Genomic DNA, 25,819 nt, shown 5'->3' with positions numbered 1-25,819 from the left:
TGTTATTGTTGTTGTTCGCTCCGCCTCCACCGTTGTTGTTGTTGTTATTGTTGTTGTTCGCTCCGCCGCCTCCGTTGTTGTTGTTATTGTTGTTGTTGGCTCCGCCGCCTCCGTTGTTGTTGTTATTGTTGTTGTTCGCTCCGCCGCCTCCGTTGTTGTTGTTGTTATTGTTGTTGGCCTTTCCACCGCCGTTGTTATTGTTGTTGTTGTTGTTCGCGGCCGGACGGCAGTTCTTGTTGTTCTGGTTCCCGTTGCGGCACTTGTTGTTGTTGTTGTTATTGTTGTTGTTGTTGGCCTTTCCTCCACCGTTGTTGTTATTGTTGTTGTTGTTGTTTCCCCCTCCTCCACCGTTGTTATTGTTGTTGTTGTTGTTCCCGCCGTTGTCGTTCGGCACCTGCGCGTGAGTCACGGTGGGTGTCGGAGCAGCAAATGCGGCGGAGGGAACCGCCACCGCACCTCCCACCGCCAGAGCTGCCGATGCGGTCAGCATCGCCGCCCGCTTGGCGACCTTATTGAGCATGACGATTTCCTTCCATCTGAACCACGCTGATTCGCGACCCGGTCCGACCCGGAAGCGGCTCGACGGCAAACCGGGTCAGAGGCGCCTCGCGCTCTCTGGCCGGCATTCGTTTCCGGATTCGTTTCGAAGGCGCGGAGTGGACGGCACGCTATGCGTGCAGGCCTGTGTGAACCGCGGGCCTGGGAGACCCCGGGTTGGGACTCTGCCGCCAGGATGCGCCCCGCCAGCGGGGCGGTACATCGGGCGTGCACCCCAAGTTCCACGACGAACCGCCCCACGATCCCCGTCCGGCCCCCCACATTCCGCCCCGGCCTTCCGCAACACCACGGCGGCCGTCAGGCCGCCCCGAGGCTCCTGGATCTTTTGCGCGGCCCTGTGGACGGGGAGAAAATGACATGTGATGGATCTGCTAGAGCGAGAGGTCGTGTTCCAGACCCTCCTCGGCCACCTCGAAGCGGCCGTGAGCGGCCCCGGACGTCTGGTCCTTTTGCGGGGAGAAGCCGGAATCGGCAGAACCGCCGTCGTCCGCCAGTTGGAAAAGCTGACCGACCCGCACATCCGGATCCTCGTCGGCGCTTGTGACCCGCTGACCACTCCCCGCCCACTCGGCCCCCTGATGGACCTCGCCCCGTACCTGGGCCGACCGGTACGTGCCGCCCTGAACGGGGTGGCGGCGGGATCCTGCCGCACCGACGAGGTGTTCGATCACCTACTGGCCGACCTCGGCACCTGCCCCGGCCTGCTCGTCGTCGAGGACGTCCACTGGGCGGACGAGTCCACGCTCGACCTGCTCCGATACCTGGTCCGGCGGCTGCCGAAAGTACCGGCCCTGGTGGTGGTCACGTACCGGGACGACGAGATCGGCCGCACCCATCACCTCAACGGCCTCCTCGGCACCCTGGCCGGTTACCCGTGGGTCTACCGCCAGGATCTGGCTCCGTTGAGCCGCCCGGCCGTGGCCCGGCTCGCCACCGGGTACAGCGTCGACGCCGAGCAGCTCCATCACCTCTCCGCCGGAAATCCGTTCCTCGTGACCGCAGTCCTGGCCGCACCCGGCGAACCCATCCCGGCCTCGGTGCGCGAGGCCGTCGCCGGCCGGCTGGCCGGACTGTCGGCCGCCGCGCGGAAGGCCGTCGACGTGCTGGCCGTCCTGGGCCGCCCGGTTCCGCTGAAGTTGCTGGCCGGCATCGTGCCGGACCCGGAGGAGCCCCTCGACGAGGCCGTGGCTTGTGGGATCGTGTGCACCGACGGAGAGCGCACCGAGTTCCGGCACGAACTGACCCGGCTGGCCGTACTGGACGCCGTCCCCGCCGCCTTCCGGCTGGGGGTGCACCGACAGGTGCTGGCGCTCGTGGGGTCCGGTCCGGTCGTCGCGGAGGATCTGGCGCTGCTGGCCGATCATGCGGAGGGCGCCGGGGATCCGGATGCCGTGCTCCGGTACGCGCCCGCGGCGGCCTCCCGGGCCGCCTCGTCGGGCGCGTACCGGGAGGCGGCCGGCCAGTACGCCCGGGCGCTGCTGTACGCGGACCGCCTGCCGCCGGACCGGTTGGCTCCTCTGCTGGAGGGCCATTCCCAGGCCTGTCTCCTGTCCAGCCGGCTGGACGAGGGGATCGCCGCCCTTCGTTCGGCGGTACGGGTGCGCCTCATGCTCGGCGACCCGCTGCGCGAAGGGGACGATCTGCGCTGGCTGTCGGGCTGGCTGTGGCCGGCCGGGAGGGCCGCCGAGGCCAGACGCACCGGCCAGGACGCCGTACGGGTGCTCGAAGGACTGGGCCCGAGCCAGGAGCTGGCGCGGGCGTACCTGAACCTCTGCCGACTGGCCTGCTACGGGCACGAAGGGGAGGGGGCGACCGCCGCGTACGCCGAGAAGGCGAACGCTCTCGGCGAACGCTTCGGCGATACGGGGGTGCTCGTACAGGCGCGCTTCCATACCGCGGCGGCACGCATGCTGTGCGGGGAGGGTGGCTGGGAAGGCTGCGAGCAGGCACTGTCCAGCGCGCTGGACCGGGACCTGCCGGTGGATTCGGGCCTGCTGGCGCTCCTCACGTGCTGGCTGGCCGCGCTGCAACGCGATGTCTCCCGGACCGGCGCGACCGTGAGCCGCGCGGAGTCGTACTGCCTCGACCGAGACCTCCAGTGCTACCTGCTGTGCGCGAGGGCCTGGGGAAGCACGGGACTGCTGAACCGGGGCGCGTGGACCCCGGCCGCCGATGCCGCACGGGCGGTCCTGTCCCATCCCCACGCCCCGCCGCTCGCCCGGTCCACGGCCCTGACCGTTCTCGGGCTGGTGCAGGCCCGTCAGGGTAAGGCCCGGGGCTCGCCGCTGCTGGAGCAGGCGGCGGAGCTGGTCGACCCGGACTGCCTGCTGGACACGGGCCTGGGCCGGGAGGCCCGGGTGGAGGCGGCCTGGCTGGCCGGTGACCACCAACTGGTGCGGGCGGAGGCCGGGCGCGCGCTGGCCGCGCTGGCCGATCGCACCCACCCGTGGCTGTCCGGCCCGCTGGCCTGCTGGATCCGGCGCGCCGGAGGTACGGCGCCGCCGGTCGCGGCGGCCGGACCCTACGCGCTGGAGCTGGCCGGCGACTGGGCCGGCGCCGCGGAACGGTGGGACGGGCTCGACTGCCCCTACGACGCCGCGCTGGCCCGCCTGGCCGGCGACGCTCCCGCCCTGCACCAGGCCCTGACCGCCTTCGAGGCCCTCGGTGCCCAGCCGGCGGCGGCACACACCCGCGCCGTGATGCGTGCCCGCGGTGTCCGCCCCGGCTTGCGTGGGCCGCGGTCGGCGACCCGTAGCAATCCGTACGGGCTGACCAACCGGGAGCTCGACGTCATGAAGCTGCTGACCGAGGGTCTGACAGATGCCGAGATCGCCGGCCGCCTCTACATCACGCCCAAGACCGCCGGACATCACGTGGGCGCCGTACTGGCCAAACTCGGCGTGCACACCCGCCACGAAGCCGCACGCAAGCTCCACCATTGCGAACCCTGACTCAGGTGATGAGGATGAGAAGACCAGCGATCCGACGTACCGGCCTCGCGGCCGCGGCCTCCTGCTGCATGGCACTCGGCGCCTGGGGCGCGTCGGCGGCCGCGGCGGCCGCCCTGCCGCAGGAGTCGGGGGCCGCGCCCACGGCGTCGGCATCGGCGCCCCGGTGCTATGCGGCGCGGGGCGACCCGGACCGGGTCGTGTGCTACCGGACGTCGTGGAAGGCGGAGTACCGCGGCGGCGACATCGTCTACATCCCGCGGCTCATACAGGTGCCCACGCCGTCGCCCGCGCCGTCCGCCGTCATCGTGGACAGCCTGAACGACGTCCGTCCCGTCGGCGGACCGGGCAGCGACTCCGGGCCCGGCTCCGGCTCGTGATCCGCCGCCCCGCCCGGAGCACTCAGGCCGGGTCGAACCGGCCGCCGCGCGCGTCCAGCACGAACCTGCGCCATTCGTCGGGTGCGAAGATCAGCGAGGGGCCGTCGGGGCGCTCGCCGTTGCGCATGGCGATGAACCCCTCCACGAAGGCGACCTGGACGTCGCCCACCCCCCGGCTGCCCGGCTGCCAGTCCGCCCCGCTGAGATCGAGCTCGGGCTTGCCCCACCGCGTCATGCTCTCGGCCACGTGCGTGCTCCTCCCGGTACGTCGTCCGGGGGCCAAGGGTAGCCATCGCGGCCGGTGCCGCACAGGCCGCGGCGGGCGGCGCCCGGTCCGCCCCGCCTCAGCTGGTCGGCTCCCCGGCTCCGACCAGCCACATCGCGAAGAACTGCGCCCCGCCCCCATAGGCGTGCCCCATCGCCCGGCGGGCCTGCGGGACCTGGTGCTCGCCGGCCAGCCCCCGTACCTGGAGGGCCGCCTCCGCGAAGCGGATCATGCCGGAGGCGCCGATCGGGTTGGTGGACAGCACCCCGCCGGAGGGGTTCACGGGCAGGTCCCCGTCGAGTTCGGTGACCCCGGCCTCGGTGAGCTTCCAGCCCTCGCCCTCCTCCGCGAAGCCCAGGTTCTCCAGCCACATGGGCTCGTACCAGGAGAACGGCACGTACATCTCGACGGCGTCGATCTCCCGGCGCGGGTCGGTGATCCCGGCCTGCCGGTAGACGTCGGCCGCGCAGTCCTTGCCGGCCTGCGGGGAGACGAAGTCCTTGCCCGCGAAGAGGGTCGGCTCGCTGCGCATGGCCCCGCCGTGCACCCAGGCGGGCGGTTTCGGCGAACGGGCCGCGCCCGCCCGGTCGGTGAGGACCATCGCGCAGGCCCCGTCCGAGGAAGGGCAGGTCTCGGAGTAGCGGATCGGGTCCCAGAGCATCGGGGAGGCCTGGACCTTCTCCAGGGTGATGTCGTGCTCGTGCAGGTGCGCGTACGGGTTCTTGAGCGCGTTGCGCCGGTCCTTGTACGCGACGAGCGAGCCCACCGAGTCGGGGGCGCCGGTGCGCCGCATGTACGCGCGCACGTGCGGGGCGAAGAAGCCGCCCGCGCCGGCCAGCAGCGGCTGCTGGAAGGGGACGGGCAGGGACAGCCCCCACATGGCGTTGGATTCGGACTGCTTCTCGAACGCGAGGGTCAGTACGGTCCGGTGGACGCGGGCCGCGACCAGGTTGGCGGCGACCAGCGCCGTGGACCCGCCGACGGACCCCGCCGTGTGGACGCGGAGCATGGGCTTGCCGACCGCGCCGAGGGCGTCCGCGAGGTACAGCTCGGGCATCATCACCCCCTCGAAGAAGTCGGGGGCCTTGCCGATGACGACCGCGTCGACGTCCGCCCAGGTCAACTCGGCGTCGGCGAGGGCGCGGGCCGCCGCCTCGCGGACCAGCCCGGCGATCGAGACGTCGTGCCGGGCGGCGACGTGCTTGGTCTGGCCGACGCCGACGACGGCGACCGGCTCCTTGCCCGTGCTGCTCATGCCCGTTCCCCTTCCAGGACGGCGACCAGGTTCTGCTGGAGGCAGGGGCCGGAGGTGGCGTGGGCGACAGCCCGGTCGGACTCGCCGCGGTGGATGCGCGCGGCCGCCTCGCCGATGCGGATCAGGCCCGCCGCCATGACGGGGTTGGCGGCGAGGGCCCCGCCGGAGGGGTTGACGGCCACGTCCTCCCCGAGGCCGAGGGCCTTGCGGAGCACGACCTCCTGGGAGGAGAACGGGGCGTGCAGTTCCGCCGTGTCCACGGGGGCTCCGAAGAGTCCGGCCCGCTCGGCGGCGAGCCGGGTGGACGGGGAATCGGTGAGGTCCCGCAGGCCCAGGCCGTGCGCCTCGATGCGGTGGTCGATGCCGGTGATCCAGGCGGGGCGTGCGCACAGCCGCCGCGCGGTGTCCCCGGCGGCGAGGACCACGGCGGCCGCCCCGTCGCCGATGGGCGGGCAGTCTCCGGTGCGCAGCGGCGCCACCAGGTAGTCGCCCTGCGGGACGGCCCCCCGCAGCTGGGCGTGCGGGTTGTCCTCGGCGGCGCGCCGGCTGCGGGCGCCGATGGCGGCGAGCGCGTCCTCGTCGGTCTCCCCCGCGTCGATCAGCGCCCGGGCCTGGAGGGCGGCCAGGGCCACCGAGTCGGGCCAGAGGGGGGCGAGGTAGTACGGGTCCAGCTGGCGGGTGAGGACGTCGCGCACGGGGCCCGGGGAGGACTTCCCGTACGAGTAGACCAGCGCGGTGTCGGCCTCGCCCGTCTGGATCTTGACCCAGGCTTCGTAGAGGGCCCAGGCGCCGTCCATCTCGACGTGCGATTCGGAGATCGGGGGCCAGGCGCCGACTCCGTCGAGGGTCATGGTGAAGGAGAAGGCCCGGCCCGCGAGGTAGTCGCTGGAGCCGGAGCAGGTGAAGCCGATCTCGCCGGCCTTCAGTCCGGTGGCCTCCAGGACCCGGTGCAGGACCGGCATGACCATTTCGACTTCGCTGAGTTCGTCGGTGCGGCGCGCGTGGTCGCTCTGCGCGAACGCGACGACGGCCACGTCCCGGGCGTACCGGCTCGTTCCTGGCATCAGATGAGCTCCTTGTACGCGTCGTAGTCCGCGTCCGGCTCGCCGGTGGGGCGGTAGTGGTCGGGGTGGCGGCCGCCGTCGGACCACACCGGCTCGACGCGCAGGCCCATGCGGACCTGGTCGTACGGGATGCCGCCGATCCGGCCGTGGAGGGCGAGGTCGGCGCCGTCGAGGGCGATGTGGGCGTAGACGTAGGGCACTTCGATGTCGAGGCCGCGCGCCTTGATGTTGACGATGCAGTACGTGGTGACGGTGCCGGCCGGGCCGACCTCGACCCGGTCGGTGGTGGCCACCCCGCAGGTGGGGCACGCGCCGCGCGGGGGGACGTAGACCTTGAGGCAGGAGGGGCAGCGCTCGCCGACGGTGCGCCGCTCGGCGAGGGCGTTGATGTAGGCGGTCTGGGCGCGGCCGGGGCTGTAGGTGTAGTCGAGGCGGGCTTCGGCGACGATGCCGGTGACGGGGTCGGCGAAGGTTCCGTCGTGCGGTGCGGCCGTGCCGGGGCCGGCCGGTTCCGCGTCCGGCTCGAAGCAGGCGATGTCGGTGATGGCGCCGGTGCGGTCGGCGGCCCAGCGGATCCGTACCCGCATGCCGGTGCGGACCGCGTCGGGGCCGGGGGCGTCGAGGGCGTGCAGGATCGCGGTGTCGGCGCCGTCGAGGCGTACGAGGACCCACGCGAAGGGGGTGGCGAGGGGCTGCTGGGAGCGGGGTTCGCCGTTCCAGGCCCAGGTGGTGACGGTGCCGGTCGGCGCGACCTCGACGAGTTCGCGCAGTTCGTCGGCGGTGACGGGGTCGTACTCGACGGGGGGCACCATCACCTTTCCGGCGGTGGTCCGGACGCCGAGCACGACCCGTTCGCGCAGGCCGGTCAGGAAGGCGCTCTGCACGGGTCCGAGGGAGCGGGTGAAGGGGAACTCGACGACGAGCGGCGCGCGGAGCACCTGGGGTGGGGGGGCGGCTGTCATGGCTGGTCTCCGATTCTCGGGAGGGCCCCGGGGCGGGGCGGGGGCGGAGCCCCGGGGTGGGGAGGTACGTCCGCGGTACGGGCCCTGCCGTCGGCGGGCCCGGCTGCGGGCTCGGCCGGGGGTCCGGGTCCCGCCGGGCGGCCGCCGGCTCAGGCGCGGCGGTACACCGGGGGGCGCTTCTCCGCGAAGGCCCGCGCCCCCTCCTTCGCGTCGGCGGTGTCGAAGACCGGCCAGCCCCGCACCAGTTCGGCGGCCAGTCCCTCCGTCTCCGTCAGCTCGGCGGTCTCGTAGACGGACGCCTTCACCGCCTCCACCGCCAGCGGCCCGCACGCGTTGATCCGCTCCGCGACCTCCAGCGCGGCCTCCAGCGCCGTCCCGTCGGGCACGACCCGCCCGATCAGCCCGATCGCGGCCGCCTCCGCCGCCGCGTACGGCCGGCCGGTCAGCAGCATCTCCAGCGCGTGGGTGCGCGGGATCTGGCGCGGCAGCCGGACCGTCGAGCCGCCGATGGGGAACAGTCCGCGCTTGACCTCGAACAGCCCGAAGGTGGCCCCCTCCCCCGCGATCCGGATGTCCGTGCCCTGGAGGATCTCGGTGCCGCCCGCCACGCAGTACCCCTCCACCGCGGCGATCACCGGCTTGCGCGGCCGGTGGTGGCGGAGCATCGCCTTCCAGTGCAGGTCGGGGTCGGCCTTCAGGCGGTCGCGGTACTGGTCGCCCGCCATGCCCTGGCCGGCCAGGGCCTTGAGGTCCATCCCGGCGCAGAAGTCCCCGCCGGCGCCCGTCAGGACGACCGAGCGCACCGTGTCGTCGGCGTCCGCCTCCAGCCAGCCGTCGTACAGCCCCACCAGCAGGGGAAGCGAGAGCGCGTTCTTCGCCTCCGGCCTGTTCATGGTCAGCACCAGTGTGGCGCCGTGACGCTCCACGGTCAGGTGTTCCGTCCCACCCATTGCCGTCCTCCCGTCTCAAGACCTAGAACAGGTTGCAGGAGGGGCGGGTGCAGTTCAATAGTTTTCTGACACTCAGTCAGATTTCTTGGCGCGCGCCCTTCACAGTTCCGCGGAGCGGGGCTCTAATGACCGCCGAGCAGCCCAGCCATGGGAATTTTCGGGTCAGGAGGAACGGTGGAGTACAACCTTGCCGACCTGTTCGAGTCGGTGGTGGACGTGGTCCCGGACCGCGAGGCCCTGGTGTACGTGGACCACCCCGGAACCGGCGCCGAACGCCGCCTGACGTACGCGCAGCTCGACGCGGCCGCGAACCGCCTCGCGCACCACCTCCTCGACAGCGGCCTGCGCCCCGGCGAGCACCTGGGACTGCACCTCTACAACGGCGTCGAATACCTCCAGACCGTACTGGCCTGCCTCAAGGCCCGGCTGGTGCCGGTGAACGTCAACTACCGGTACGTGGAGGAGGAGCTGGTCTACCTCTACAACGACGCCGACCTCGCGGCGCTCGTCTTCGAGGGCGAGTTCACGCGGCGGGTGGCGGCCGCGCTCCCGCAGACACCGAAGCTCCGGCACCTGGTCCGGGTGGGGGCGGCCCCCGCGGACGCCCCGGAGCCGGCGCTCGCCCCGGTCGCGTACGAGGACGCGGAGGCGGCCGGCTCCCCGGAGCGCGGCTTCCCGCCCCGCAGCCCCGACGACCTGTTCATCATCTACACCGGCGGCACGACCGGGATGCCCAAGGGCGTCATGTGGCGGGCCGAGGACCTTTTCTTCGCGGGGCTCTTCGGCGGCGAGCCCTCGGGCGAGCCGGTGAAGCGGCCCGAGGAACTGGCCGAGCGGGTCGCCGCCCGGGGGGCGGGGCTCACCTTCTTCCCGGCTCCCCCGCTGATGCACGGCACCTCGACCCTGACCTCGTTCATCGCCTTCAACTACGGCCAACGGGTGGTCATCCACCGCAAGTACGCGCCGGAGGAGGTGCTGCGCACCATCGCGAAGGAGAAGGTGTCGAGCGTGTCGCTGGTGGGCGACGCCATGCTGCGGCCCCTCATCGACGCGCTGAACGGTCCGCTCGCGGGAACGGACCTGTCCTCCCTGTTCAGCGTCTCCTCGTCCGGGGCGATCATGTCGGAGACGGTGCGCGCGGAGTTCCAGCGGCTCGTGCCGCACGTGGTGCTGCTCAACAACTTCGGCTCGTCCGAGTCGGGTTCGAACGGCAGGGCGACGGACGACTCCGGCCCGGAGAAGGGGTTCCGGCTCCAGGTCAACGACCGTACGCAGGTGGTGGATCCGGTGACGCACGAGCCGGTGGGGGTCGGCGTACCGGGCCGGCTCGCGCAGCGCGGACACGTACCGCTCGGCTACTACAACGACCCGGCGAAGACCGCCGAGACCTTCTTCCAGAAGGGCGGTGAGCGGTGGGTGCTGCTCGGTGACATGGCGACCGTCGACGAGGAGGGCATCGTCACGGTCCTGGGGCGCGGGTCGCAGTGCATCAACACGGGCGGGGAGAAGGTGTACCCCGAGGAGGTCGAGCAGGCACTGAAGTCGCACCCGGACGTCTACGACGCCCTGGTGGCCGGGGTCGCGGACCCGAACTGGGGCAGCCACGTGGCGGCGGTGGTGCAGGTCCGCGAGGGCGCGGCCGAGCCGACGCTGGAGGAGATCCAGCGGCACTGCCGCACCCGGCTGGCGGGCTACAAGATCCCGCGCCAGCTGGTGGTCGCGGACGCCATCCAGCGCTCCCCCAGCGGCAAGGCGGACTACCGCTGGGCGAAGGCCGTGGCCACGGAGGCGGACGCGGACTCCGCGGGCTGAGCGGCGGCCGCGGCGCAGGCCGCGGCGGCGCCCCGGCGGCGCCCCGGCGGCGCCCCGGCCGTCAGCGGGCGTAGGTACGGATGCGGTAGCGCAGCCCGGTCGTCGAGGACCGCCAGCCCCGGTCCTCGGCGATCCGCCATGTCGCGTCCGGCGCCGGGGCGTAGGTGTCGGCGCCGTCCACCGTGGTGTCGACCTCGGTGACCGAGAGCGTCGTGGCGTGCTCCAGGGCGCCGCGGTAGATCTCGCCGCCGCCGATCACCCAGGCTTCGGCGGGGGCGTCCGCGGGGGCGTCCGCGGGCGCGGGCCCGGCCGCGAGCTCCAGGGCCTCGCTGATGGACCCGGCACGCTCCGCGCCCTCGGCCGTCCACTGCGGGTCGCGGGTCACCACGATGTTGCGCCGGCCGGAGAGCGGCCGGAACCTCGGGGGCAGCGAATCCCAGGTCTTGCGCCCCATCACCACGGGGTGGCCGAGGGTGGTGGCCTTGAAGTGCGCCATGTCCTCGGGCAGCCGCCACGGGATGGTGTTGTCCGCGCCGATCACCCCGTCGGGGGTCTGCGCCCAGATGAGCCCGACCCTCATACCGCGACCGGGGCCTTGATCGCCGGGTGGTGCTTGTAACCGAGCACCGCCACGTCCTCGAAGGCGTAGTCGAAGAGGGAGTCGGCCCGGCGCAGGCTCAGCTCGGGGAAGGCGAACGGCATGCGCGAGAGCTGCTCGGTCACCTGCTCGACGTGGTTGTCGTAGATGTGGCAGTCGCCGCCGGTCCAGATGAAGTCGCCCGGCTCCAGTCCGGCCTGCTGCGCCACCATGTGCGTGAGCAGGGCGTAGCTGGCGATGTTGAACGGCACGCCGAGGAACAGGTCGGCGCTGCGCTGGTACAGCTGGCAGGAGAGCTTGCCGTCGGCCACGTAGAACTGGAAGAAGGCGTGGCACGGGGCGAGCGCCATGTTGGGCAGCTCGGCGACGTTCCAGGCGGAGACGATCATCCGGCGGGAGTCAGGGTCGCGGCGGAGCGTGTCGAGGACCTCGGTGATCTGGTCGACGTGCGAGCCGTCGGGGGTGGGCCAGGAGCGCCACTGGGCGCCGTAGACCGGGCCGAGGTCGCCGTTCTCGTCGGCCCATTCGTCCCAGATGGTGACGCCGTGCTCGCGCAGCCAGCCGACGTTCGAGTCGCCGCGCAGGAACCACAGCAGCTCGTACACGATCGACTTGAGGTGCACCTTCTTGGTGGTGATCAGCGGGAATCCCCGCGAGAGGTCGTAGCGCAGTTGGTGCCCGAAGACACTTCGGGTGCCGGTGCCGGTCCGGTCGGCCTTGGCCGTTCCGGATGCGAGCACCAGGCGCAACAGGTCTTCGTACTGGGTGTCCTCCACGGTCGTCGATTCTACGGGCCGCCGGCCGACGGGTTCGACGCCCGCCCTGGTGGGCGCCCCGGAGGGCGCTCCGGCGGCCGCTCCGGAGGGTGCTCCGGCGGCCGCTCCGGGGGCCCCGCCGGGGGCCGCGGGCGCCTCAGAGCTGGGCGCGCAGTTCCGCCGCGAGGCCACGGGCCCAGCCCGCCAGCTCGGTGCGGCCCGCGCCCCGGCCCAGGGCGTCGGCCTGGTCGTCGCTCAGCCGGTGCGGGCCCGCGTCCTCCAGCAGGTGGGCCGCCTCGGCCAGCAGCTCCGAGAGGCGCCGGGCGTCGGAAGAGCTCAGGCGTACCGATACCGCCGGGTCGATGACGGACATCGCCGTCGCCTCCCTTCGCGCCTCCTCGGCCGGGGGCTCCTGCTTCGACCGTACGCCCGGGGCGGGGGCGCCGCCGCTCAGGCGGCGGGGGCGGCGGGGGCGGCGGGGCGGCGGCCGCGTCCTGCGGGGCCCGCCCCGCACGCCCGCGGACGATCACTCGTTCGAGTCATTGCTTTAGCGGACGGGGTCCGGCAGTCTACCGAATGAACGTTCGGTTGGCTCTCGGTGAGGTGACGGCAATGACGGCGTACGCGGACATCCATGACGACGGCGAGCGGCTGAGCGCCGACGAGCTGGCGGCGCTCCAGCTCAAGCGGCTGCGGGCGACCCTGCACCGGGTGTACGAGCGCGTGCCCTTCCACCGCCAGGCCTTCGATAAGGCCGGGGTGCATCCCGACGACTGCCGCTCCCTGGCCGATCTCGCCCTGTTCCCCTTCACCACCAAGGCCGATCTGCGCGAGCAGTACCCGTTCGGGATGTTCGCCGTGCCCCGTACCGAGGTGCGGCGCATCCACGCCTCCAGCGGCACCACCGGCCGCCCCACCGTGGTCGGCTACACCGAGGGGGACCTGTCGACCTGGGCCGATGTCGTCGCCCGCTCGCTGCGCGCGGCGGGCGCCAGACCAGGCCACATCGTGCACGTGGCGTACGGGTACGGGCTGTTCACCGGGGGCCTGGGCGCCCACTACGGTGCGGAGCGGCTGGGCTGCACGGTCGTCCCCGCCTCCGGGGGCATGACGGACCGCCAGGTCAGACTGATCCAGGACTTCCGGCCGGAGGTGATCATGGTGACGCCGTCGTACATGCTCACCCTGCTGGACGAGATGGAGCGCCAGGGCGTGGACCCCCGCTCGACCTCGCTGCGGACCGGGGTCTTCGGCGCGGAGCCGTGGACCGAGGAGATGCGGCGGGAGATCGAGGAGCGGCTCGGCATAGACGCCGTGGACATCTACGGGCTGTCCGAGGTGATGGGGCCCGGCGTGGCCCAGGAGTTCGCCTCGCACAAGGACGGGCTGCACATCTGGGAGGACCACTTCTACCCCGAGGTGGTCGATCCGCTGACCGGTGCGGTGCTGCCGGACGGGGAGCCCGGGGAGCTGGTGTTCACCTCCCTCACCAAGGAGGCCATGCCGGTCGTGCGCTACCGCACCCGCGACCTGACGCGGCTGCTGCCCGGGACGGCCCGGCCGGCCTTCCGCCGGATGGAGAAGGTCACCGGCCGCAGCGACGACATGCTCATCGTGCGCGGCGTGAACCTCTACCCGACCCAGATCGAGGAGATACTCCTGCGCACGCCCGGGCTCGCCCCGCACTTCCAGCTGCGGCTGACCCGGGAGGGCCGGATGGACGTCCTGACGGTCCGGGTCGAGGCCCGCCGGGACACCGAGGCCGGCCGCCGCCGGGACGCGGCCGCGGAGCTGGTCCGGGCCGTGAAGGAGTCCGCGGGGCTGTCGGTCCGCGTCGAGGTGGTGGACCCCGAGACCCTGGAGCGCTCGCTCGGCAAGATCAAGCGCATCCGCGACCTCCGGGACGCCCGCCCGTCCTGAGCGGTGGTCCGGCCGGACCACGCGGACGGAACCAGGCCCCGGGCGTGCGGCGCGGGCCGGGCCGTGACCCGGCCGGGCAGCGGCGGCCGGGCCGTGACCCGGCCGGGCCGTGGTCCGGCCGGGCCGTGGTCCGGCCGGGACGCGCAGGCTGGGCTGTGGTCCGGCCGGGACGCGCAGGCTGGGCTGTGGTCCGGCTGTGGACCGGACGGGCAGCGCGGGCCGGGCCGTGACCCGGCCGGGCCGGGCCGTGGACCGGCCGGGACGCGCAGGCCGGGCCGTGGTCCGGCCGGGACGCACAGGCCGGGCCGTGGTCCGGCCGGGACGCGCAGGCTGGGCTGCGGTCCGGCCGGGGCGCACAGGCCGGGCCGTGGTCCGGCCGGGACGCGCAGGCTGGGCCGCGGCGGCCGGGCCGTGGTCCGGCCGGGCCGGGCTGTGGTCCGGACGGGACGCGCGGGCCGACGGGTGGCCGGAACCACCCCTTCGGGCCCACTTCGGCGGCGCGCACGGGAATCGGCGGGGCGGCCCGGGTAGGGGATGAGGCGTGACCTCGATCCTCCGGAAGCTCTACGACCGGCTCCAGGGCTCCCCCGCCGGGCTGGCCTGGAGCCGCGGCCGGGAGATCGAGCTGATGCACCGCGCGATGGGCTTCGCCGCCCTCGGGTTCCTCACCCTGGTGCCCCTGCTCGTGGTCGTCGCCGCGGCCGCCCCGGGCAGCGGTTCGAACTTCGGCCGCTGGCTGGGGCAGGCCCTCGGGGTGACGGCGTCCTCCCGGGCCAGGGTCGAGATGCTGTTCGGGGCGGCCGACCTGGCCCTGGAACGCACCACCGCCTTTGGGCTGGCCGCCCTCGCGGTGTTCGGCCTGACCTTCGGCTCCGCCGTGCAGACCGGCTACGAGAAGGTGTGGGACCTGCCGACCGCCCGCTGGCACACCATGTGGCGGCACGTGGTGTGGCTGGCCCTGCTGGTCTGCTACCTCGCCGTGCTGGTCGGGATCCCGCCCCCGTCCGAGAACGCGCTGGGCGGCGTCCTCGGCACCGTCAGCGACCTGGTCGGCACCTGCCTGTTCTTCTGGGGCTCCGGACGGCTGCTGCTGGGCGGCCGGGTCCGCTGGCGCGCGCTGCTCCCGGGCGCGGTGGCGACCAGCCTCGGCCTGCTCGGCCTGCGGGTCTTCTCGCAGCTGGTGTTCTCCCCCCTGATCGCCTCGAACGCGGTCACGTACGGGCCGTTCGGCACCCTGCTGGTCGTCCAGTCCTGGCTGGTCGGCGTCGGCTTCGTGGTCTACGGCGGCGCGCTGGTCGGCCGCCTCGTCCACGAGCACCTCACCCTGCGCCGCCTGCGCGCGAACGGCCTCCCGCACCCCGAGGACCACCCGCCCCCGGACGCCCCCGCCGGCTGAGCGGGCGCCAAGGGGACGGGAGCGGGCCCTGGCTAGACTCGGGGCGCGGCCGCCTCGGGCCCGGGATCCCGGCCGGCCGGCCAGCCTACGGCGTCGTACCGCGCCGTGCCGCGCCACCGCAGAGTCAGGGAAGCCGAGTGACCACCAGCTACCGCCAGCCCGGCGTCGTCCTCACCGACCACCGCTTCACGGTCCCGCTGGACCACGACGACCCGGGCGGCGAGCGCATCGAGCTCTACGCCCGCGAGGCCGTCGCCACCGGCAAGGACCCCGAGGGCCTGCCCTGGATGCTCTACCTGGAGGGCGGTCCCGGCTTCGGCGCCCGCCGGTTCACCGGCCGCCAGGCCTGGCTGGAGCGCGCCCTGCGCGACCACCGCGTCCTGCTCCTGGACCAGCGCGGCACCGGCCGCTCCACGCCCGCCAACCGCCAGACGCTGCCACTGCGCGGCACGCCCGAGCGGCAGGCCGCGTACCTCGCCCACTTCCGCGCCGACTCCATCGTCCGGGACTGCGAGACCATCCGCCCCGCCCTCACCGGCGGCGCCCCCTGGACCGTGCTCGGCCAGAGCTTCGGCGGTTTCTGCGCCACCCACTACCTCTCCACGGCCCCCGAGGGCCTGCGCACCGCGCTGATCACCGGCGGTCTGCCGTCCCTCACCGCCACCGCCGACGAGGTGTACGCGGCCGCCGTCCCCCGCGTCGAGCGCAAGAACCTCGCCCACTACGCCCGTTACCCGATGGACGTGGAGCGCGCCCGCCGCATCGCCGGACACCTCGCCGAGCACCCCGTCACCCTGCCCGGCGGCCACCTGCTCACCCCCGAGGCGTTCCAGTCGCTCGGCATCCTCCTCGGCACCGGGGACGGCAGCCACCAGTTGCACTACCTGCTGGAGGACGCGTTCGTCCGCACGCCCGCCGGGCCCGCCCTGTCCGACGCCTTCCTGGAGGCCGTGCGCGCGCACCTCTCCTTCGCCGGGCACCCGCTCTACGCCCTCCTGCACGAGGCCATCTACGCCCAGGACCCGGCCGTCCCCACCGGCTGGGCCGCCGAACGGGTCCGCGCCGCGCACCCCCGCTTCGACGCGGCCGGGGCGCTCGCCGGGGACGGGCCCCTCCTCTTCACCGGCGAGAGCGTCCACCCCTGGCACTTCGGCACCGACCCGGCGCTCGCGCCGCTGCGCGAGACGGCCGCGCTGCTCGCCGCCCGCACCGGCTGGACACCGCTCTACGACCCGGCCCGGCTGGCGGCCAACGAGGTCCCGGTCGCCGCCGCCGTCTACCACGACGACATGTACGTGGACACGGCCCACTCCCTGGAGACCGCCCGGGCCGTCCGCGGCCTGCGCACCTGGGTCACCGACGAGTTCGAGCACGACGGGGTCCGGGCCGGCGGCCCCCGCGTCCTGGACCGCCTCCTCGCACTGGCCGCCGACGAGGTCTAGGGGGACACCCCTAGGCCCCCGCCGGCGACCGGGTCCGGCGGCCCCCGTCGGACGGTGCCCGCGGGGACGGCGGCGCCGCGGGCGACGGCGGCGCCACGCGCGGCAGCAGCTGCTCGACCGGGGTGTCCAGGTGCAGCTGGAGCAGGCGGTGCGGGAAGAAGAACCCGCTGTCCGTCCGCAGGAGCAGGACGCGCTGCTCCGCCCCGTGCAGGAACCGCCGGTACCGGTAGGGGGTGCGCCCCCGGCGGGCCAGGACCGCCCGGATCGTCCAGTGCCGGACGACGGCCAGGCCCCCGTACCGGAAGCCGCGTACGACCGCGAACAGGGCCCCGAGCAGGGTCGCGACGTAGGCGGCGGGGCGCAGGTCGTGGCCGGGGGCGGCCGGGCCGATGAGCGCGGTCAGGCCGGCGACGCCCACCGCCAGCGCCGCCAGCCCGTGGACCAGGGCGAAGCGGACCGTGCGCCGGACCCCTTCGTTGGGGCGGGGCCGGCGGTCCTGGAGCGAGGGTTCGAACTGGTTGCCGAAGATGTAGACCACGCCGAGCAGCAGGGCCGCCGCCGGGCCGGTCCACCCGGGCTCCGGGCACACCAGGTGGACGACGTAGACGAGCAGGCACTCGATGGCGACCCACACGAACAGGGACTGCGCGCCGCGCACGAGGTGGAACTTGACCGGCGGGTAGATCATCCGTTCACGGCGCCGCCAGGTCCACCGCATCTGCTCCACCGGACGGAACACGTCGGTGACGGCGGCCTCCATCTGCGTGGCGGCGACCCACAGGTAGGCGAGGGCGACCACCACGGGTCCGGGTGCGGTCAGGTCGACGTGCGCCACGTAGACCAGCAGGAACACCATGAAGACCATCAGGGGTCCGGTGGCCGCGACCGGGCCCAGGACGGCCCCGCGCCCGGTGCCGCCGTCGTCGTCCCCGGCCCGCTCCATGAAGCGCTTCTCCGACTGGTACGCGGTCACGGCGCTCGTCACCGCCATGGCCACGGCGAGACCCGCCGCGCCGGTCACGCTGGCGTGCAGCACCCCGGCGCGGACGGCCGCCGCCACCCACACGACGGGCAGGGCGAGGGCGCAGAGCGACATCGTCAGGTTCGGCAGGATCTTCGGGAGCATCTGCTCCCTGCGCGCGAGCCAGCCGACGTCGAGCCGGTCCAGGTACAGCACGTGCTCCCCGCGCGCGGTGAGGGTCCGGGCGAGCCAGGTGAGCCAGGTGAGCGTCTGCCGGGGGGTCTCGTCCGGCCGCGGCCGCTCGCGCCGCAGACACTCCCGTACGTAGGCGTCGAAGATCCGGCCGCGGCGCTGTACGAGGCTGCCGGGCGCACGCAGGTCATCCGCGGGCCTGTTGCGGTAGGTGACGCGGATGAAGCCGAGCATCATCGGCGACTGGAGCAGCGGCCACAGGTCCGGGTCCTCCTCCAGCGCGGCGTGCACGTCCGCGAGGGCGGCCCGGTCGGTGTCGAGGAAGTCCTGGACGTCCGGCCGGCTCGGGGGCTGGATCTCGACGTAGCGCAGCGCGCCGATCCCGAGGGCGAGGCGGCGCAGGTCGGCCTCGTCGGTCCGGCAGCCCACGGCCATGCCCGGGCAGAGCCGGCGCAGGCGCCGCAACTCGGCGACGCAGTGCGGCCGGTCCCCCTCCGGTACCTCGTCCAGGCCGTCCAGCACCGGCAGCAGCCGGTGCTCGCTGAGCCAGGTCCGCACCAGCACGCCGGAGACGCCGGTGTACTGGTCGCTCATGGCGGCGGCCAGCCACTCCTCGACGGGCTGGCCGCGGTAGGTGTCCAGCCGCAGGTACACCGGGACGTGGAGGGGTTCGCGGTCGTCAGCGCCCTCCAGCGCCTCGACGGCCAGCCGGTGGGCGAGCCGGGCGAGCTGGGTGGTCTTCCCCATGCCGGGGCGGCCCAGCACCACCAGCTCGTCGGTCTCCTCGTAGAGCGCGCGGACGTCCGTCACGTGGGTCGGCACCGGTACGAGGGCGGTCCGGCGGGCACTGCGGGCACGGCGCCCGCGCCCGGAGTGCGGTTCCCGCGGCGGCTCGGCGAGGATCACGAAGCGGGGCTGGAGGTAGTGGTGGGCCTCGGCCCGTCCGAGGTCGACGGCCGTCCTGTCCCTGACCTGTTTGACCAGCCTGCGGCGCAGCCGGACGGCGGCCTTGTCGCGGCGGGCGCGGACCGGCCAGGTGAGCGCCATGAGCACGCGGGCCACGACGGCCCGGACGAGCCGGCGCAGCGGATAGCGGCGCAGGTTCTCGGCGGCGCCGGCCGGGGCCGGCCCGGCGGCGGGCCCCGGTCTCCCGGCCTCGTCCGCCGCCCCGCCCGCCGCCGCGTCCGCGTCCGCCGCCCCGTCCGCGGCCTCGTCCGCGACCCCGGGCAGGGGCGGGGCGGGCGTCCGTGCCGCAGCGGGGGACTCCCTCGGTTCCGCTGCGGCCCGGTGCCAGCGGGGCTCCCACTCGCGGGGGTCGCCGCCGAGCGCCGTCACCAGGGACAGGAACGGGCCCAGCTGCGGTCGCCGCTTGGCCGAGAACACCTCCGAGACGTACGAGCGGCTGAGGTGGGAGGCCTCGGCCAGCGCGGCGACGGTCGGCCGGCCGGCCGGGTCGAGCCCCGAGTAGAGCTCGTCGTGGACCCGGCGCATGAGGATCGCCCAGGGTCTCAACTCGGGGGTGGCCGCCGCCGGATCGGGGCGCTGCGGCCCTCGCGGCCGGAAGCCGGCAGGTCCTGCCATGCGCTCTCCTCGTCTGAGCACCGTTCATTGACGTTCACTCGTTCACGGCTGCCGGAAGGGCCTGGTCGGCGGGGTGCGGCGGGCGTAGAACGGTGACCGGCGGGACGCCCTGGCGGCGTCCGTACCGACGCGCTCATCCTGGCCACCGCGATGCCGTCTGTCCGGCCGATCGCCGGGTTCCGGGGATTTCTTGACCGGGGTCTCGAACCGGAGTGCGTCTTGCGCGCAGTTGTCCGTCATCACGGGGAGTCCGCACATGACCGTTCCACGCCTGTTCACCTCCGCCGGGGGCCTGTTGACGGCCGGTCCGGCCGCGCTGGCCGGAGCGCCCTGGTGGGTGGCGGCGGCCCTGGCCTTCGCGGGGCTGCTGGTGCTGCGGGCCGAGGCGCTCGTGAACGCCCGCAACGAGGCCCGCCGCGGGCTCCACGAGGGCCGCCTGCTGGCCCGGGTGCCGGGGCGTCAGGCCCTGGACTACCTCCGCGACACCCGCCGTCCGCAGCCCGGGCCCCCGGACGCGCCCGAGGCCCGGCCGTCCGAAACGTGACGTCGGGTTTCCGCCAGCGCGGGTGGTCCCGGCCGGGGGAGAGTCGGCGACGGCCCGTGGTCCCGATCACGGTCCCGTCCGTCCGGCCCTCCCTGAAAGGCACAGCACATGCACGTCGTCCCCGGGCTCAAGGTCCTCTACTTCGGCACTCCGGTGGTGCTGATCAGCACGCTCAACGAGGACGGGACGGCGAACCTCGCCCCGGTCTCGTCGGCATGGTGGCTTGGCCAGTCCTGCATGCTCGGCCTCGGCGACAGCGCCCAGACCACAGCGAACCTGCTGCGGGAGGGCGAGTGCGTGCTCAACCTGCCCTCGTCGGCGATGGTCGATGCCGTCGACCGGGTCGCGCTCACCACGGGGAGGCCGGCCGTGCCGGACCACAAGGCGAAGCAGGGCTACCGGTACGAGCCGGACAAGTTCGCGACCGCGGGCCTGACCGAGCAGGCATCGGACCTGGTCCGCGCCCCCAGGGTGGCGCAATGCCCGGTCCAGCTGGAATGCGCGGTCGTCTCGGCCCACCCCTTCGGCGGCCCCGAACCGGACGCCACCGCCTTCGAGGTCGCGGTGCTGCGCGCCCATGTCGAGGAGGACCTGGTCATCCCGGGCACGCACTACGTGGACCCGCTCGGCTGGGACCCGCTGATCATGAAGTTCTGCGAGTTCTTCGGCGGCGGCCACAACCTCCACCCGTCGCGACTCGCCGAAGCCTGGACCATGCCGCACCAGCTCCGCCCGACACCGGCCTGACCAACCCGGCAAGGGCGGCCGCCGGTCCCCCACGAGACCCTCGACCACGCCCGCCGGCGCCCTCGGCGGCGGTCAGTCCCGCGTGAAGCGGTCGCGGAGTTCGCGCTTGAGGATCTTGCCGCTGGCGTTGCGCGGGAGGGCGTCCACGAGGACCACCCGCTTCGGCGCCTTGAAGTGGGCGAGCCGGTCGCGGGCGTACGCCGTCAGCTCCGCCTCCGTGACCTCCCCGCGCGGCACCACGAACGCCGTGACCGCCTCGATCCACCGCTCGTCGGGGAGCCCGACCACGGCGGCCTCGGCCACCCCGGGATGGGTGTAGAGGACGTCCTCGACCTGCCGGGAGGCGACGAGCACCCCGCCGGAGTTGATGACGTCCTTCACCCGGTCGACGACGGTGTAGTAGCCCTGCGCGTCCCGCACGGCCAGGTCGCCGGAGCGGAACCAGCCGTCCCGGAAGGCCTTCTGCGTGGCCTCCGCGTCGTTCCAGTAGCCCTGGCACAGCTGCGGCGAGCGGTACACCACCTCCCCGGCCGTGCCGTCCGGGACCTCCGCGCCGTCCTCGTCGACGACCTTGGCCTCCACGTGGCGGACGGGCCGCCCGCAGGAGTCCATCCGGCCCGCGTGCTCGGCCGGTCCGAGGACGGTGGCGAGCGGGCCGATCTCGCTCTGCCCGAAGCAGTTGTAGAAGCCGAGCTCCGGCAGCCGCGCCCGCAGCCGTTCCAGGACGGGGACCGGCATGATCGAGGCCCCGTAATAGGCCTTGCGCAGCGCGCCCAGCCGCGCCGTCGCGAACCGGGGGTGGCCGGTGAGGCCGATCCACACCGTGGGCGGCGCGAACAGGCTGTCGGCCTCGCCCGCCTCCACCAGGTCGAACAGCACGTCGGCGTCCGGCGCGTCGACGATCGTGTTGCGCGCGCCCACGGCCAGGTAGGGCAGCAGGAAGACGTGCGTCTGCGCGGAGTGGTAGAGCGGCAGGGCGTGGACGGGGCGGTCGCCCTCGGCCAGGTCCAGGGCGGCGACGGAGCTCTCGTACTCGTGCGCCAGGGCCCGGTGGGTCATCATCGCGCCCTTGGGCAGGGCCGTGGTCCCCGAGGTGTACAGGAGCTGGACGAGGGCCGCCGGATCCGCGGCGGACTCGAACGGCAGCGGCGCGTCGAGTTCCGCCAGGAAGGAGCCGGGCGCGTCGCGCAGCGCGCACACCGCGTACCCCTCGGGGACGCGCCCGGCGAGGTCCGGGTCCGCCAGGACCAGGGCGCTCCCGCTGTCCCCGAGGACGTGTACGAGGTCCTCGCCCGTGAGGTTCTGGTTGACCGGGACGTGGACGAGGCCGGCCCGGGCGCAGGCGAGGAAGGCGATGAGGTAGGCGTCGCTGTTGTGGGCGAAGGTGGCGACCCGGTCCCCCGGAACGAGGCCGTGGCGTCCGCGCAGCACGGCCGCGCCGGTGGAGACGGCCGCGTCGAGTTCGGCGTAGGTCCGGCTCCGGTCGCGGTAGCGCAGGGCCACCCGGTCGGGGACCCGCCGCGCGCTGTCCCGTACGAGCCCGTCGACCGTGTTGTCCCGCACTGCCGTCATGGCGCGATCCTCGCCCGGGCCGGCGTCCAAGGTCAATATCGGCGCCCCAACCGGGCGTACCGAACGGGATGTTGACAGGGATCCGGGTGACCTGCGTGAGTGTGGGGGCACGCGGGCACCGCCTGTCCCGGGGGGGACGGGTCCGCCCGTCCACCGGCCCTTTGGGAGGCACGTTGCGCTCGTCCGATCGTCCCGGCCGCACCCGCCCGTCCTTACGCCGCGCCGCCGTCACCGGCGCCGCGCTGCTCGCCGTGAGCGCCGCGCTGCCCCAGGCGGGCGCCGCCGCGGCGCCCGATCCCGGGATCGCGCCCTCCGGCGGCGGGCTGTCCGCCGTCATCCGCTACACCGAGAACGGCATCCCGCACATACTGGCCCGCGATTACGCCGCCCTCGGGTTCGGCACCGGCTGGGCCCAGGCGGCCGACCAGGTCTGCGTGCTCGCCGACGGGTTCGTCACCGTCGCCGGGGAGCGTTCGCGCTGGTTCGGCCCCGACGCCGCGCCCGACGGCTCGCTGTCCTCGGCGACGAAGAACCTGGCGAGCGACCTGTACTTCAAGGGCGTACGGGACGCGGGCACGGTGGAGCGGCTGCTGGCCGAGCCCGCCCCGGCCGGTCCGACGGGGGACGTGAAGGAGCTGATGCGGGGCTGGGCGGCCGGGTACGACGCCTGGCTCGCCCAGAACCGGATCACCGATCCCGCCTGCAAGGGCGCGGGTTGGGTGCGCCCGGTCACCGCCGCCGACGTGGCCGCGCGCGGACTGGCGGTGTCGGTGCTCGGCGGCCAGGGGCGCGCCGTGGACGGGATCACCGCCGCCCGGCCCCCGGGCGCGGCGGCCCCCCACCCGGCCGCGGCGCCCCCGGAGCGGGATCCGGCGGCCGGCCCGGAGCCGGACCGGGCGGCCGGCCCGGAGCCCGATCCGGCGGCCGCCGCCGAGGCGGCAGGGCGGCTGTTCGACACCACCCGGTACGACATGGGCTCCAACGCCGTGGCCTTCGCGGGCTCCACCACCGCGAACGGCAGGGGGTTGCTGCTGGGCAACCCGCACTACCCCTGGCAGGGCGGCCGCCGGTTCTGGCAGTCGCAGCAGACCGTCCCCGGCGTGCTGAACGTCTCGGGCGGCTCGCTGCTCGGCACCCCGGTGGTGAACATCGGCTTCAACGACAAGGTGGCCTGGAGCCACACCGTGGCCACCGGCACCCCGCTCAACCTGCACCAGCTGGTGCTCGACCCGGCCGACCCGACGGCGTACCTGGTCGACGGGAAGCCGGAGCGGATGACGGAGCGGAAGGTCACCGTCCAGGTGGCGGGCGGGGCTCCGGTCCTGCGCAGCCAGTGGTGGACCCGCTACGGGCCGGTCGTCTCGGGCCTCGGCCCCGGCCTGCCCCTGCCGTGGACGGCGGGCACCGCGTACGCCCTGAACGACCCCAACGCGGCGAACCTGCGCGGCTTCGACTCCGCCCTGGCGATGGGCCGGGCCCGCTCGGTCTCCGGCGTCCAGGACGCGCTGAGGCGCACCCAGGGCCTGCCCTGGGTCAACACCGTCGCCGCCGACTCCGCGGGCGCCACCCTCTTCACCCAGTCCCAGGTGCTCCCCCGGATCACCGACGAGCTGGCCGCCCGCTGCTCCACCCCGCTCGGCCGGGCCACGTACCCGGCCTCGGGGCTCGCGGTGCTGGACGGCTCGCGCGGCGACTGCGCGCTCGGTTCGGACCCCGACGCGGTCCAGCCGGGGGTGTTCGGGCCCGCCCGGGCGCCGGCCCTGCGCGACGCCCCGTACGCGGAGAACTCCAACGACAGCGCCTGGCTGGCCAACGCGGAGCGGCCGCTGACGGGCTACGAGCGGATCTGGGGCACGGTCGCCACCCCGCGCTCCCTGCGCACGCGCGGGGCAGTGCGGGACGTGTCGGCGATGGCCGCGCGGGGCGGCCTGACGGTCGCCGACCTCCAGCGGCAGCAGTACGCGAACCGCGTGCCGGCCGGTGACCTGGCGGCCGCCGACGCCGCGCGGGCGTGCGCGGCGCTGCCCGGCGGCACGGCGGCCGGAAGCGACGGTGCGGTGGTGGACGTCTCGGCGGCCTGCGGGGTGCTGGCGGGCTGGGACCGCACGGCCGCCTCCGCCAGTCGCGGCGCGCTGCTCTTCGACCGGTTCTGGCGCAGGCTGGCGGCTTCGACGCCCGCCAAGGACCTGTGGCTGGTGCCCTTCGACCCGGCCGACCCGGTCGGCACGCCCCGTACGCTGAACACCGCGGCCCCCGGGATCGCGCGGGCGCTCGCCGACACGGTCGCGGAGCTGCGGGCGGCCGGGATCGCGCCGGACGCCCCGCTGGGCGCGCACCAGTTCGTGGTGCGCGGCGGGGAGCGGCTGCCGGTGGGCGGCGGCACGGAGGCCCTCGGCGTCTGGAACAAGATCGAGGCGCCGTGGAACGCGGCGGCCGGCGGGTACGCGGAGGTCGTGCACGGGTCCAGTCACATCCAGGCGGTCGGCTGGGACGGCAGCGGCTGCCCGGTGGCGCGGACGCTGCTGACGTACGGCCAGTCCTCGGACCCGGGCTCGCCGTTCTCCGCCGACCAGACCCGGCTGTTCTCCCGGGAGCGGTGGGTGACCTCGCGGTACTGCGAGCGGGACATCCTGTCCTCGCCGCGGCTGAGGGTGGTGTGGCCGCGCGAGCGCCGCTGATTCCCGGCGGGACCGGCGGGGCCGGATCGTTCCGGTCCCGCCGGGGGCCGCTCAGGGGCTGACGGCGAGGAAGAGGTACGCGGCCAGCAGGACGAGGTGTACGCCGCCCTGCAGCAGCGTGGCCCGGCCGGGCGCGATGGTGAGGGCGCTGACCACGATGGTCAGGGCGAGCAGCACCATGTGGATCGGCCCGAGGCCGAGCAGCAGCGGGCCGGACAGCCAGATGGTGGCGAGGGCGATGACCGGAATGGTCAGTCCGATGCTGGCGATGGCCGATCCGTAGCCCAGGTTGAGGCTGGTCTGGACGCGGCCGCGGCGGGCGGCGCGGACCGCGGCGAGGGTCTCGGGGGCCAGCACCAGCAGGGCGATGATCACACCGACGACGGCGTTGGGCAGGCCCGCGCTGGCGACGCCCGCCTCGATGGTGGGCGAGACGGCCTTGGCGTCGCCGACCACGGCGATGAGTGCGGCCAGCAGCAGACCGAGGCTGACCAGGGCGGCGCGCGAGGTGGGCGGCGCGGCGTGCTCCCCGTCTCCGCTCCCGTCCCCGTTGCCCGCGCCGGCGGCGGCCCCGGCCCCGGCCGGCTCCCGCGTACCGGCCTGCGTCTCCACCGGCAGGAAGTAGTCCCGGTGCCGGACGGTCTGGACGGCGATGAACAGTCCGTAGAGGGCGAGCGAGGCGACGGCGGCGAAGGTCAGCTGGGCGCTGGAGAACTCGGGGCCGGGCTTGCTGGTCGTGAAGGTCGGCAGGACGAGGCTCAGTACGGCGAGGGTCGCGACGGTGGCCAGGGCCGCGCCGGAGCCTTCCGCGTTGAAGACGGCCACCCGGTTGCGCAGCGCCCCGACGAGCAGGGACAGACCGACGATGCCGTTGCAGGTGATCATGACGGCGGCGAAGACGGTGTCCCGGGCGAGGGAGGCCGTCTTGTCGCCGCCGTCGGCCATCAGGGTGACGATGAGCGCCACTTCGATGACGGTGACGGCGACGGCGAGGACGAGCGAGCCGAAGGGCTCGCCGACCCGGTGGGCGACGACCTCGGCGTGATGGACGGCGGCCAGTACCGCGCCGGCCAGGCAGAGGGCGACGAGCGCCACCGCGAAGCCGGGTAGGTCGCGCCCCCAGCTGAGGGCGAGCGCGATCAGCGCCACCACGGGGACCAGCACGGTCCAGTCGGTCAGGGGTGATCTGTGCGTTGCCGTACTCATATCGGCCAACTTGCCAGAAGTGTCCTCCCGGTG

General features: G+C 74.0%; 21 protein-coding genes. 9 read left to right on the top strand and 12 right to left on the bottom strand.

All coding sequences use genetic code 11. From position 1 onward, the window contains the following. A partial coding sequence (locus tag ACFYYT_RS02045) for a hypothetical protein (RefSeq protein WP_388606776.1) occupies positions 1-520 on the bottom strand: 520 nt, incomplete at its 3' end. A 400-nt stretch (positions 521-920) separates the two neighbouring features. Here ACFYYT_RS02045 and ACFYYT_RS02040 point away from each other — a divergent pair. Both ACFYYT_RS02040 and ACFYYT_RS02035 read left to right on the top strand, forming a co-directional pair. After that, positions 921-3,509: an AAA family ATPase gene (locus ACFYYT_RS02040; RefSeq protein WP_351827455.1), complete on the top strand. Its 2,589-nt coding sequence runs from the start codon at positions 921-923 to the stop codon at positions 3,507-3,509. 14 nt (positions 3,510-3,523) lie between these two features. Continuing rightward, positions 3,524-3,886 carry a hypothetical protein gene (locus ACFYYT_RS02035; RefSeq protein ID WP_351827458.1) on the top strand — a complete coding sequence of 121 codons (363 nt, stop codon included), beginning with the start codon at positions 3,524-3,526 and terminating at the stop codon, positions 3,884-3,886. A 22-nt stretch (positions 3,887-3,908) separates the two neighbouring features. On the opposite strand, the gene ACFYYT_RS02030 is transcribed toward ACFYYT_RS02035, so the two are convergent. From ACFYYT_RS02030 to ACFYYT_RS02010, 5 genes are all read right to left on the bottom strand, one after another. After that, positions 3,909-4,121, bottom strand: a complete 213-nt coding sequence (locus ACFYYT_RS02030; RefSeq protein WP_351827485.1) for a DUF397 domain-containing protein — start codon at positions 4,119-4,121, stop codon at positions 3,909-3,911. 109 nt (positions 4,122-4,230) lie between these two features. Then, positions 4,231-5,406, bottom strand: coding sequence for a thiolase domain-containing protein (locus ACFYYT_RS02025; protein WP_351827461.1), 1,176 nt, complete (start codon positions 5,404-5,406; stop codon positions 4,231-4,233). Then, positions 5,403-6,470: a thiolase domain-containing protein gene (locus ACFYYT_RS02020; protein ID WP_351827464.1), complete on the bottom strand. Its 1,068-nt coding sequence runs from the start codon at positions 6,468-6,470 to the stop codon at positions 5,403-5,405. The genes ACFYYT_RS02025 and ACFYYT_RS02020 overlap by 4 nt, the downstream gene beginning before the upstream one ends. Continuing rightward, the gene (locus ACFYYT_RS02015; RefSeq protein WP_351827466.1) at positions 6,470-7,432 is read right to left on the bottom strand and encodes an OB-fold domain-containing protein; all 963 of its coding nucleotides are present in this window, start codon (positions 7,430-7,432) and stop codon (positions 6,470-6,472) included. The genes ACFYYT_RS02020 and ACFYYT_RS02015 overlap by 1 nt, the downstream gene beginning before the upstream one ends. Before the next feature lie 149 nt (positions 7,433-7,581). Next, positions 7,582-8,382 carry a crotonase/enoyl-CoA hydratase family protein gene (locus ACFYYT_RS02010; protein ID WP_351827469.1) on the bottom strand — a complete coding sequence of 267 codons (801 nt, stop codon included), beginning with the start codon at positions 8,380-8,382 and terminating at the stop codon, positions 7,582-7,584. 174 nt (positions 8,383-8,556) lie between these two features. Here ACFYYT_RS02010 and ACFYYT_RS02005 point away from each other — a divergent pair, with 174 nt between their 5' ends. After that, positions 8,557-10,194 (top strand): acyl-CoA synthetase, encoded by a 1,638-nt coding sequence (locus tag ACFYYT_RS02005; RefSeq protein ID WP_351827472.1) that lies wholly within the window; start codon positions 8,557-8,559, stop codon positions 10,192-10,194. Positions 10,195-10,255: 61 nt separating this feature from the next. Here the strand turns inward: ACFYYT_RS02005 and ACFYYT_RS02000 are convergent, their stop codons facing one another. The 3 genes from ACFYYT_RS02000 to ACFYYT_RS01990 all read right to left on the bottom strand — a co-directional run bounded on the left by ACFYYT_RS02000 (position 10,256) and on the right by ACFYYT_RS01990 (position 11,920). Further along, the gene (locus ACFYYT_RS02000) at positions 10,256-10,774 is read right to left on the bottom strand and encodes a dihydrofolate reductase (RefSeq protein WP_351827474.1); all 519 of its coding nucleotides are present in this window, start codon (positions 10,772-10,774) and stop codon (positions 10,256-10,258) included. Further along, the gene (locus ACFYYT_RS01995; RefSeq protein ID WP_351827477.1) at positions 10,771-11,568 is read right to left on the bottom strand and encodes a thymidylate synthase; all 798 of its coding nucleotides are present in this window, start codon (positions 11,566-11,568) and stop codon (positions 10,771-10,773) included. Before ACFYYT_RS01995 ends, ACFYYT_RS02000 begins: the two co-directional genes overlap by 4 nt. A gap of 136 nt (positions 11,569-11,704) precedes the next feature. Continuing rightward, positions 11,705-11,920, bottom strand: coding sequence for a hypothetical protein (locus ACFYYT_RS01990; protein ID WP_351827480.1), 216 nt, complete (start codon positions 11,918-11,920; stop codon positions 11,705-11,707). Between the two features lie 239 nt (positions 11,921-12,159). Here ACFYYT_RS01990 and paaK point away from each other — a divergent pair, with 239 nt between their 5' ends. The 3 genes from paaK (at position 12,160) to ACFYYT_RS01975 (ending at position 16,305) form a co-directional block, all read left to right on the top strand. Beyond that, a complete protein-coding gene (gene paaK, locus ACFYYT_RS01985; RefSeq protein ID WP_351831842.1) occupies positions 12,160-13,467 on the top strand; it encodes a phenylacetate--CoA ligase PaaK in 1,308 nt (435 codons plus the stop codon). A gap of 541 nt (positions 13,468-14,008) precedes the next feature. Next, positions 14,009-14,863, top strand: a complete 855-nt coding sequence (locus tag ACFYYT_RS01980; protein ID WP_351831005.1) for a YhjD/YihY/BrkB family envelope integrity protein — start codon at positions 14,009-14,011, stop codon at positions 14,861-14,863. A gap of 137 nt (positions 14,864-15,000) precedes the next feature. Next, positions 15,001-16,305: an alpha/beta fold hydrolase gene (locus ACFYYT_RS01975; protein ID WP_351831007.1), complete on the top strand. Its 1,305-nt coding sequence runs from the start codon at positions 15,001-15,003 to the stop codon at positions 16,303-16,305. Positions 16,306-16,315: 10 nt separating this feature from the next. Here the strand turns inward: ACFYYT_RS01975 and ACFYYT_RS01970 are convergent, their stop codons facing one another. Continuing rightward, complete coding sequence (locus ACFYYT_RS01970) at positions 16,316-19,039, bottom strand: NACHT domain-containing protein (protein WP_351831010.1); 2,724 nt, start codon at positions 19,037-19,039, stop codon at positions 16,316-16,318. Positions 19,040-19,295: 256 nt separating this feature from the next. Between ACFYYT_RS01970 and ACFYYT_RS01965 the strand changes: the two genes are divergently transcribed. Together ACFYYT_RS01965 and ACFYYT_RS01960 are read left to right on the top strand one after the other, a co-directional pair. After that, a complete protein-coding gene (locus tag ACFYYT_RS01965) occupies positions 19,296-19,583 on the top strand; it encodes a hypothetical protein (RefSeq protein ID WP_351831012.1) in 288 nt (95 codons plus the stop codon). Positions 19,584-19,691: 108 nt separating this feature from the next. Continuing rightward, complete coding sequence (locus ACFYYT_RS01960) at positions 19,692-20,330, top strand: flavin reductase family protein (RefSeq protein WP_351831015.1); 639 nt, start codon at positions 19,692-19,694, stop codon at positions 20,328-20,330. Between the two features lie 72 nt (positions 20,331-20,402). Here the strand turns inward: ACFYYT_RS01960 and ACFYYT_RS01955 are convergent, their stop codons facing one another. Beyond that, entirely contained in the window at positions 20,403-21,902 is a 1,500-nt protein-coding gene (locus tag ACFYYT_RS01955; protein ID WP_351831018.1) for a fatty acyl-CoA synthetase, read from the bottom strand. Positions 21,903-22,075: 173 nt separating this feature from the next. On the opposite strand from ACFYYT_RS01955, the gene ACFYYT_RS01950 reads away from it, so the two are divergent. Beyond that, positions 22,076-24,580 carry a penicillin acylase family protein gene (locus ACFYYT_RS01950; protein ID WP_388606771.1) on the top strand — a complete coding sequence of 835 codons (2,505 nt, stop codon included), beginning with the start codon at positions 22,076-22,078 and terminating at the stop codon, positions 24,578-24,580. 51 nt (positions 24,581-24,631) lie between these two features. On the opposite strand, the gene ACFYYT_RS01945 is transcribed toward ACFYYT_RS01950, so the two are convergent. Beyond that, positions 24,632-25,786 (bottom strand): ionic transporter y4hA, encoded by a 1,155-nt coding sequence (locus ACFYYT_RS01945; protein ID WP_351831566.1) that lies wholly within the window; start codon positions 25,784-25,786, stop codon positions 24,632-24,634. Positions 25,787-25,819 lie beyond the last annotated feature (33 nt).

Source organism: Streptomyces sp. NPDC002032, from assembly GCF_042890765.1.
Lineage (GTDB): Bacteria > Actinomycetota > Actinomycetes > Streptomycetales > Streptomycetaceae > Streptomyces.
Note: the sequence above shows the minus strand (reverse complement) of the source record. Positions and strands in the feature narration are given on the sequence as shown.

Coding starts and splice junctions, on each gene's coding strand:
- ACFYYT_RS02040 (WP_351827455.1), top strand. CDS start 921: ATGGATCTGCTAGAGCGAGAGGTCGTGTTCCAGACCCTCCTCGGCCAC.
- ACFYYT_RS02035 (WP_351827458.1), top strand. CDS start 3,524: ATGAGAAGACCAGCGATCCGACGTACCGGCCTCGCGGCCGCGGCCTCC.
- ACFYYT_RS02030 (WP_351827485.1), bottom strand. CDS start 4,121: ATGACGCGGTGGGGCAAGCCCGAGCTCGATCTCAGCGGGGCGGACTGG.
- ACFYYT_RS02025 (WP_351827461.1), bottom strand. CDS start 5,406: ATGAGCAGCACGGGCAAGGAGCCGGTCGCCGTCGTCGGCGTCGGCCAG.
- ACFYYT_RS02020 (WP_351827464.1), bottom strand. CDS start 6,470: ATGCCAGGAACGAGCCGGTACGCCCGGGACGTGGCCGTCGTCGCGTTC.
- ACFYYT_RS02015 (WP_351827466.1), bottom strand. CDS start 7,432: ATGACAGCCGCCCCCCCACCCCAGGTGCTCCGCGCGCCGCTCGTCGTC.
- ACFYYT_RS02010 (WP_351827469.1), bottom strand. CDS start 8,382: ATGGGTGGGACGGAACACCTGACCGTGGAGCGTCACGGCGCCACACTG.
- ACFYYT_RS02000 (WP_351827474.1), bottom strand. CDS start 10,774: ATGAGGGTCGGGCTCATCTGGGCGCAGACCCCCGACGGGGTGATCGGC.
- ACFYYT_RS01990 (WP_351827480.1), bottom strand. CDS start 11,920: ATGTCCGTCATCGACCCGGCGGTATCGGTACGCCTGAGCTCTTCCGAC.
- paaK (WP_351831842.1), top strand. CDS start 12,160: ATGACGGCGTACGCGGACATCCATGACGACGGCGAGCGGCTGAGCGCC.
- ACFYYT_RS01970 (WP_351831010.1), bottom strand. CDS start 19,039: ATGGCAGGACCTGCCGGCTTCCGGCCGCGAGGGCCGCAGCGCCCCGAT.
- ACFYYT_RS01965 (WP_351831012.1), top strand. CDS start 19,296: ATGACCGTTCCACGCCTGTTCACCTCCGCCGGGGGCCTGTTGACGGCC.
- ACFYYT_RS01960 (WP_351831015.1), top strand. CDS start 19,692: ATGCACGTCGTCCCCGGGCTCAAGGTCCTCTACTTCGGCACTCCGGTG.
- ACFYYT_RS01955 (WP_351831018.1), bottom strand. CDS start 21,902: ATGACGGCAGTGCGGGACAACACGGTCGACGGGCTCGTACGGGACAGC.
- ACFYYT_RS01945 (WP_351831566.1), bottom strand. CDS start 25,786: ATGAGTACGGCAACGCACAGATCACCCCTGACCGACTGGACCGTGCTG.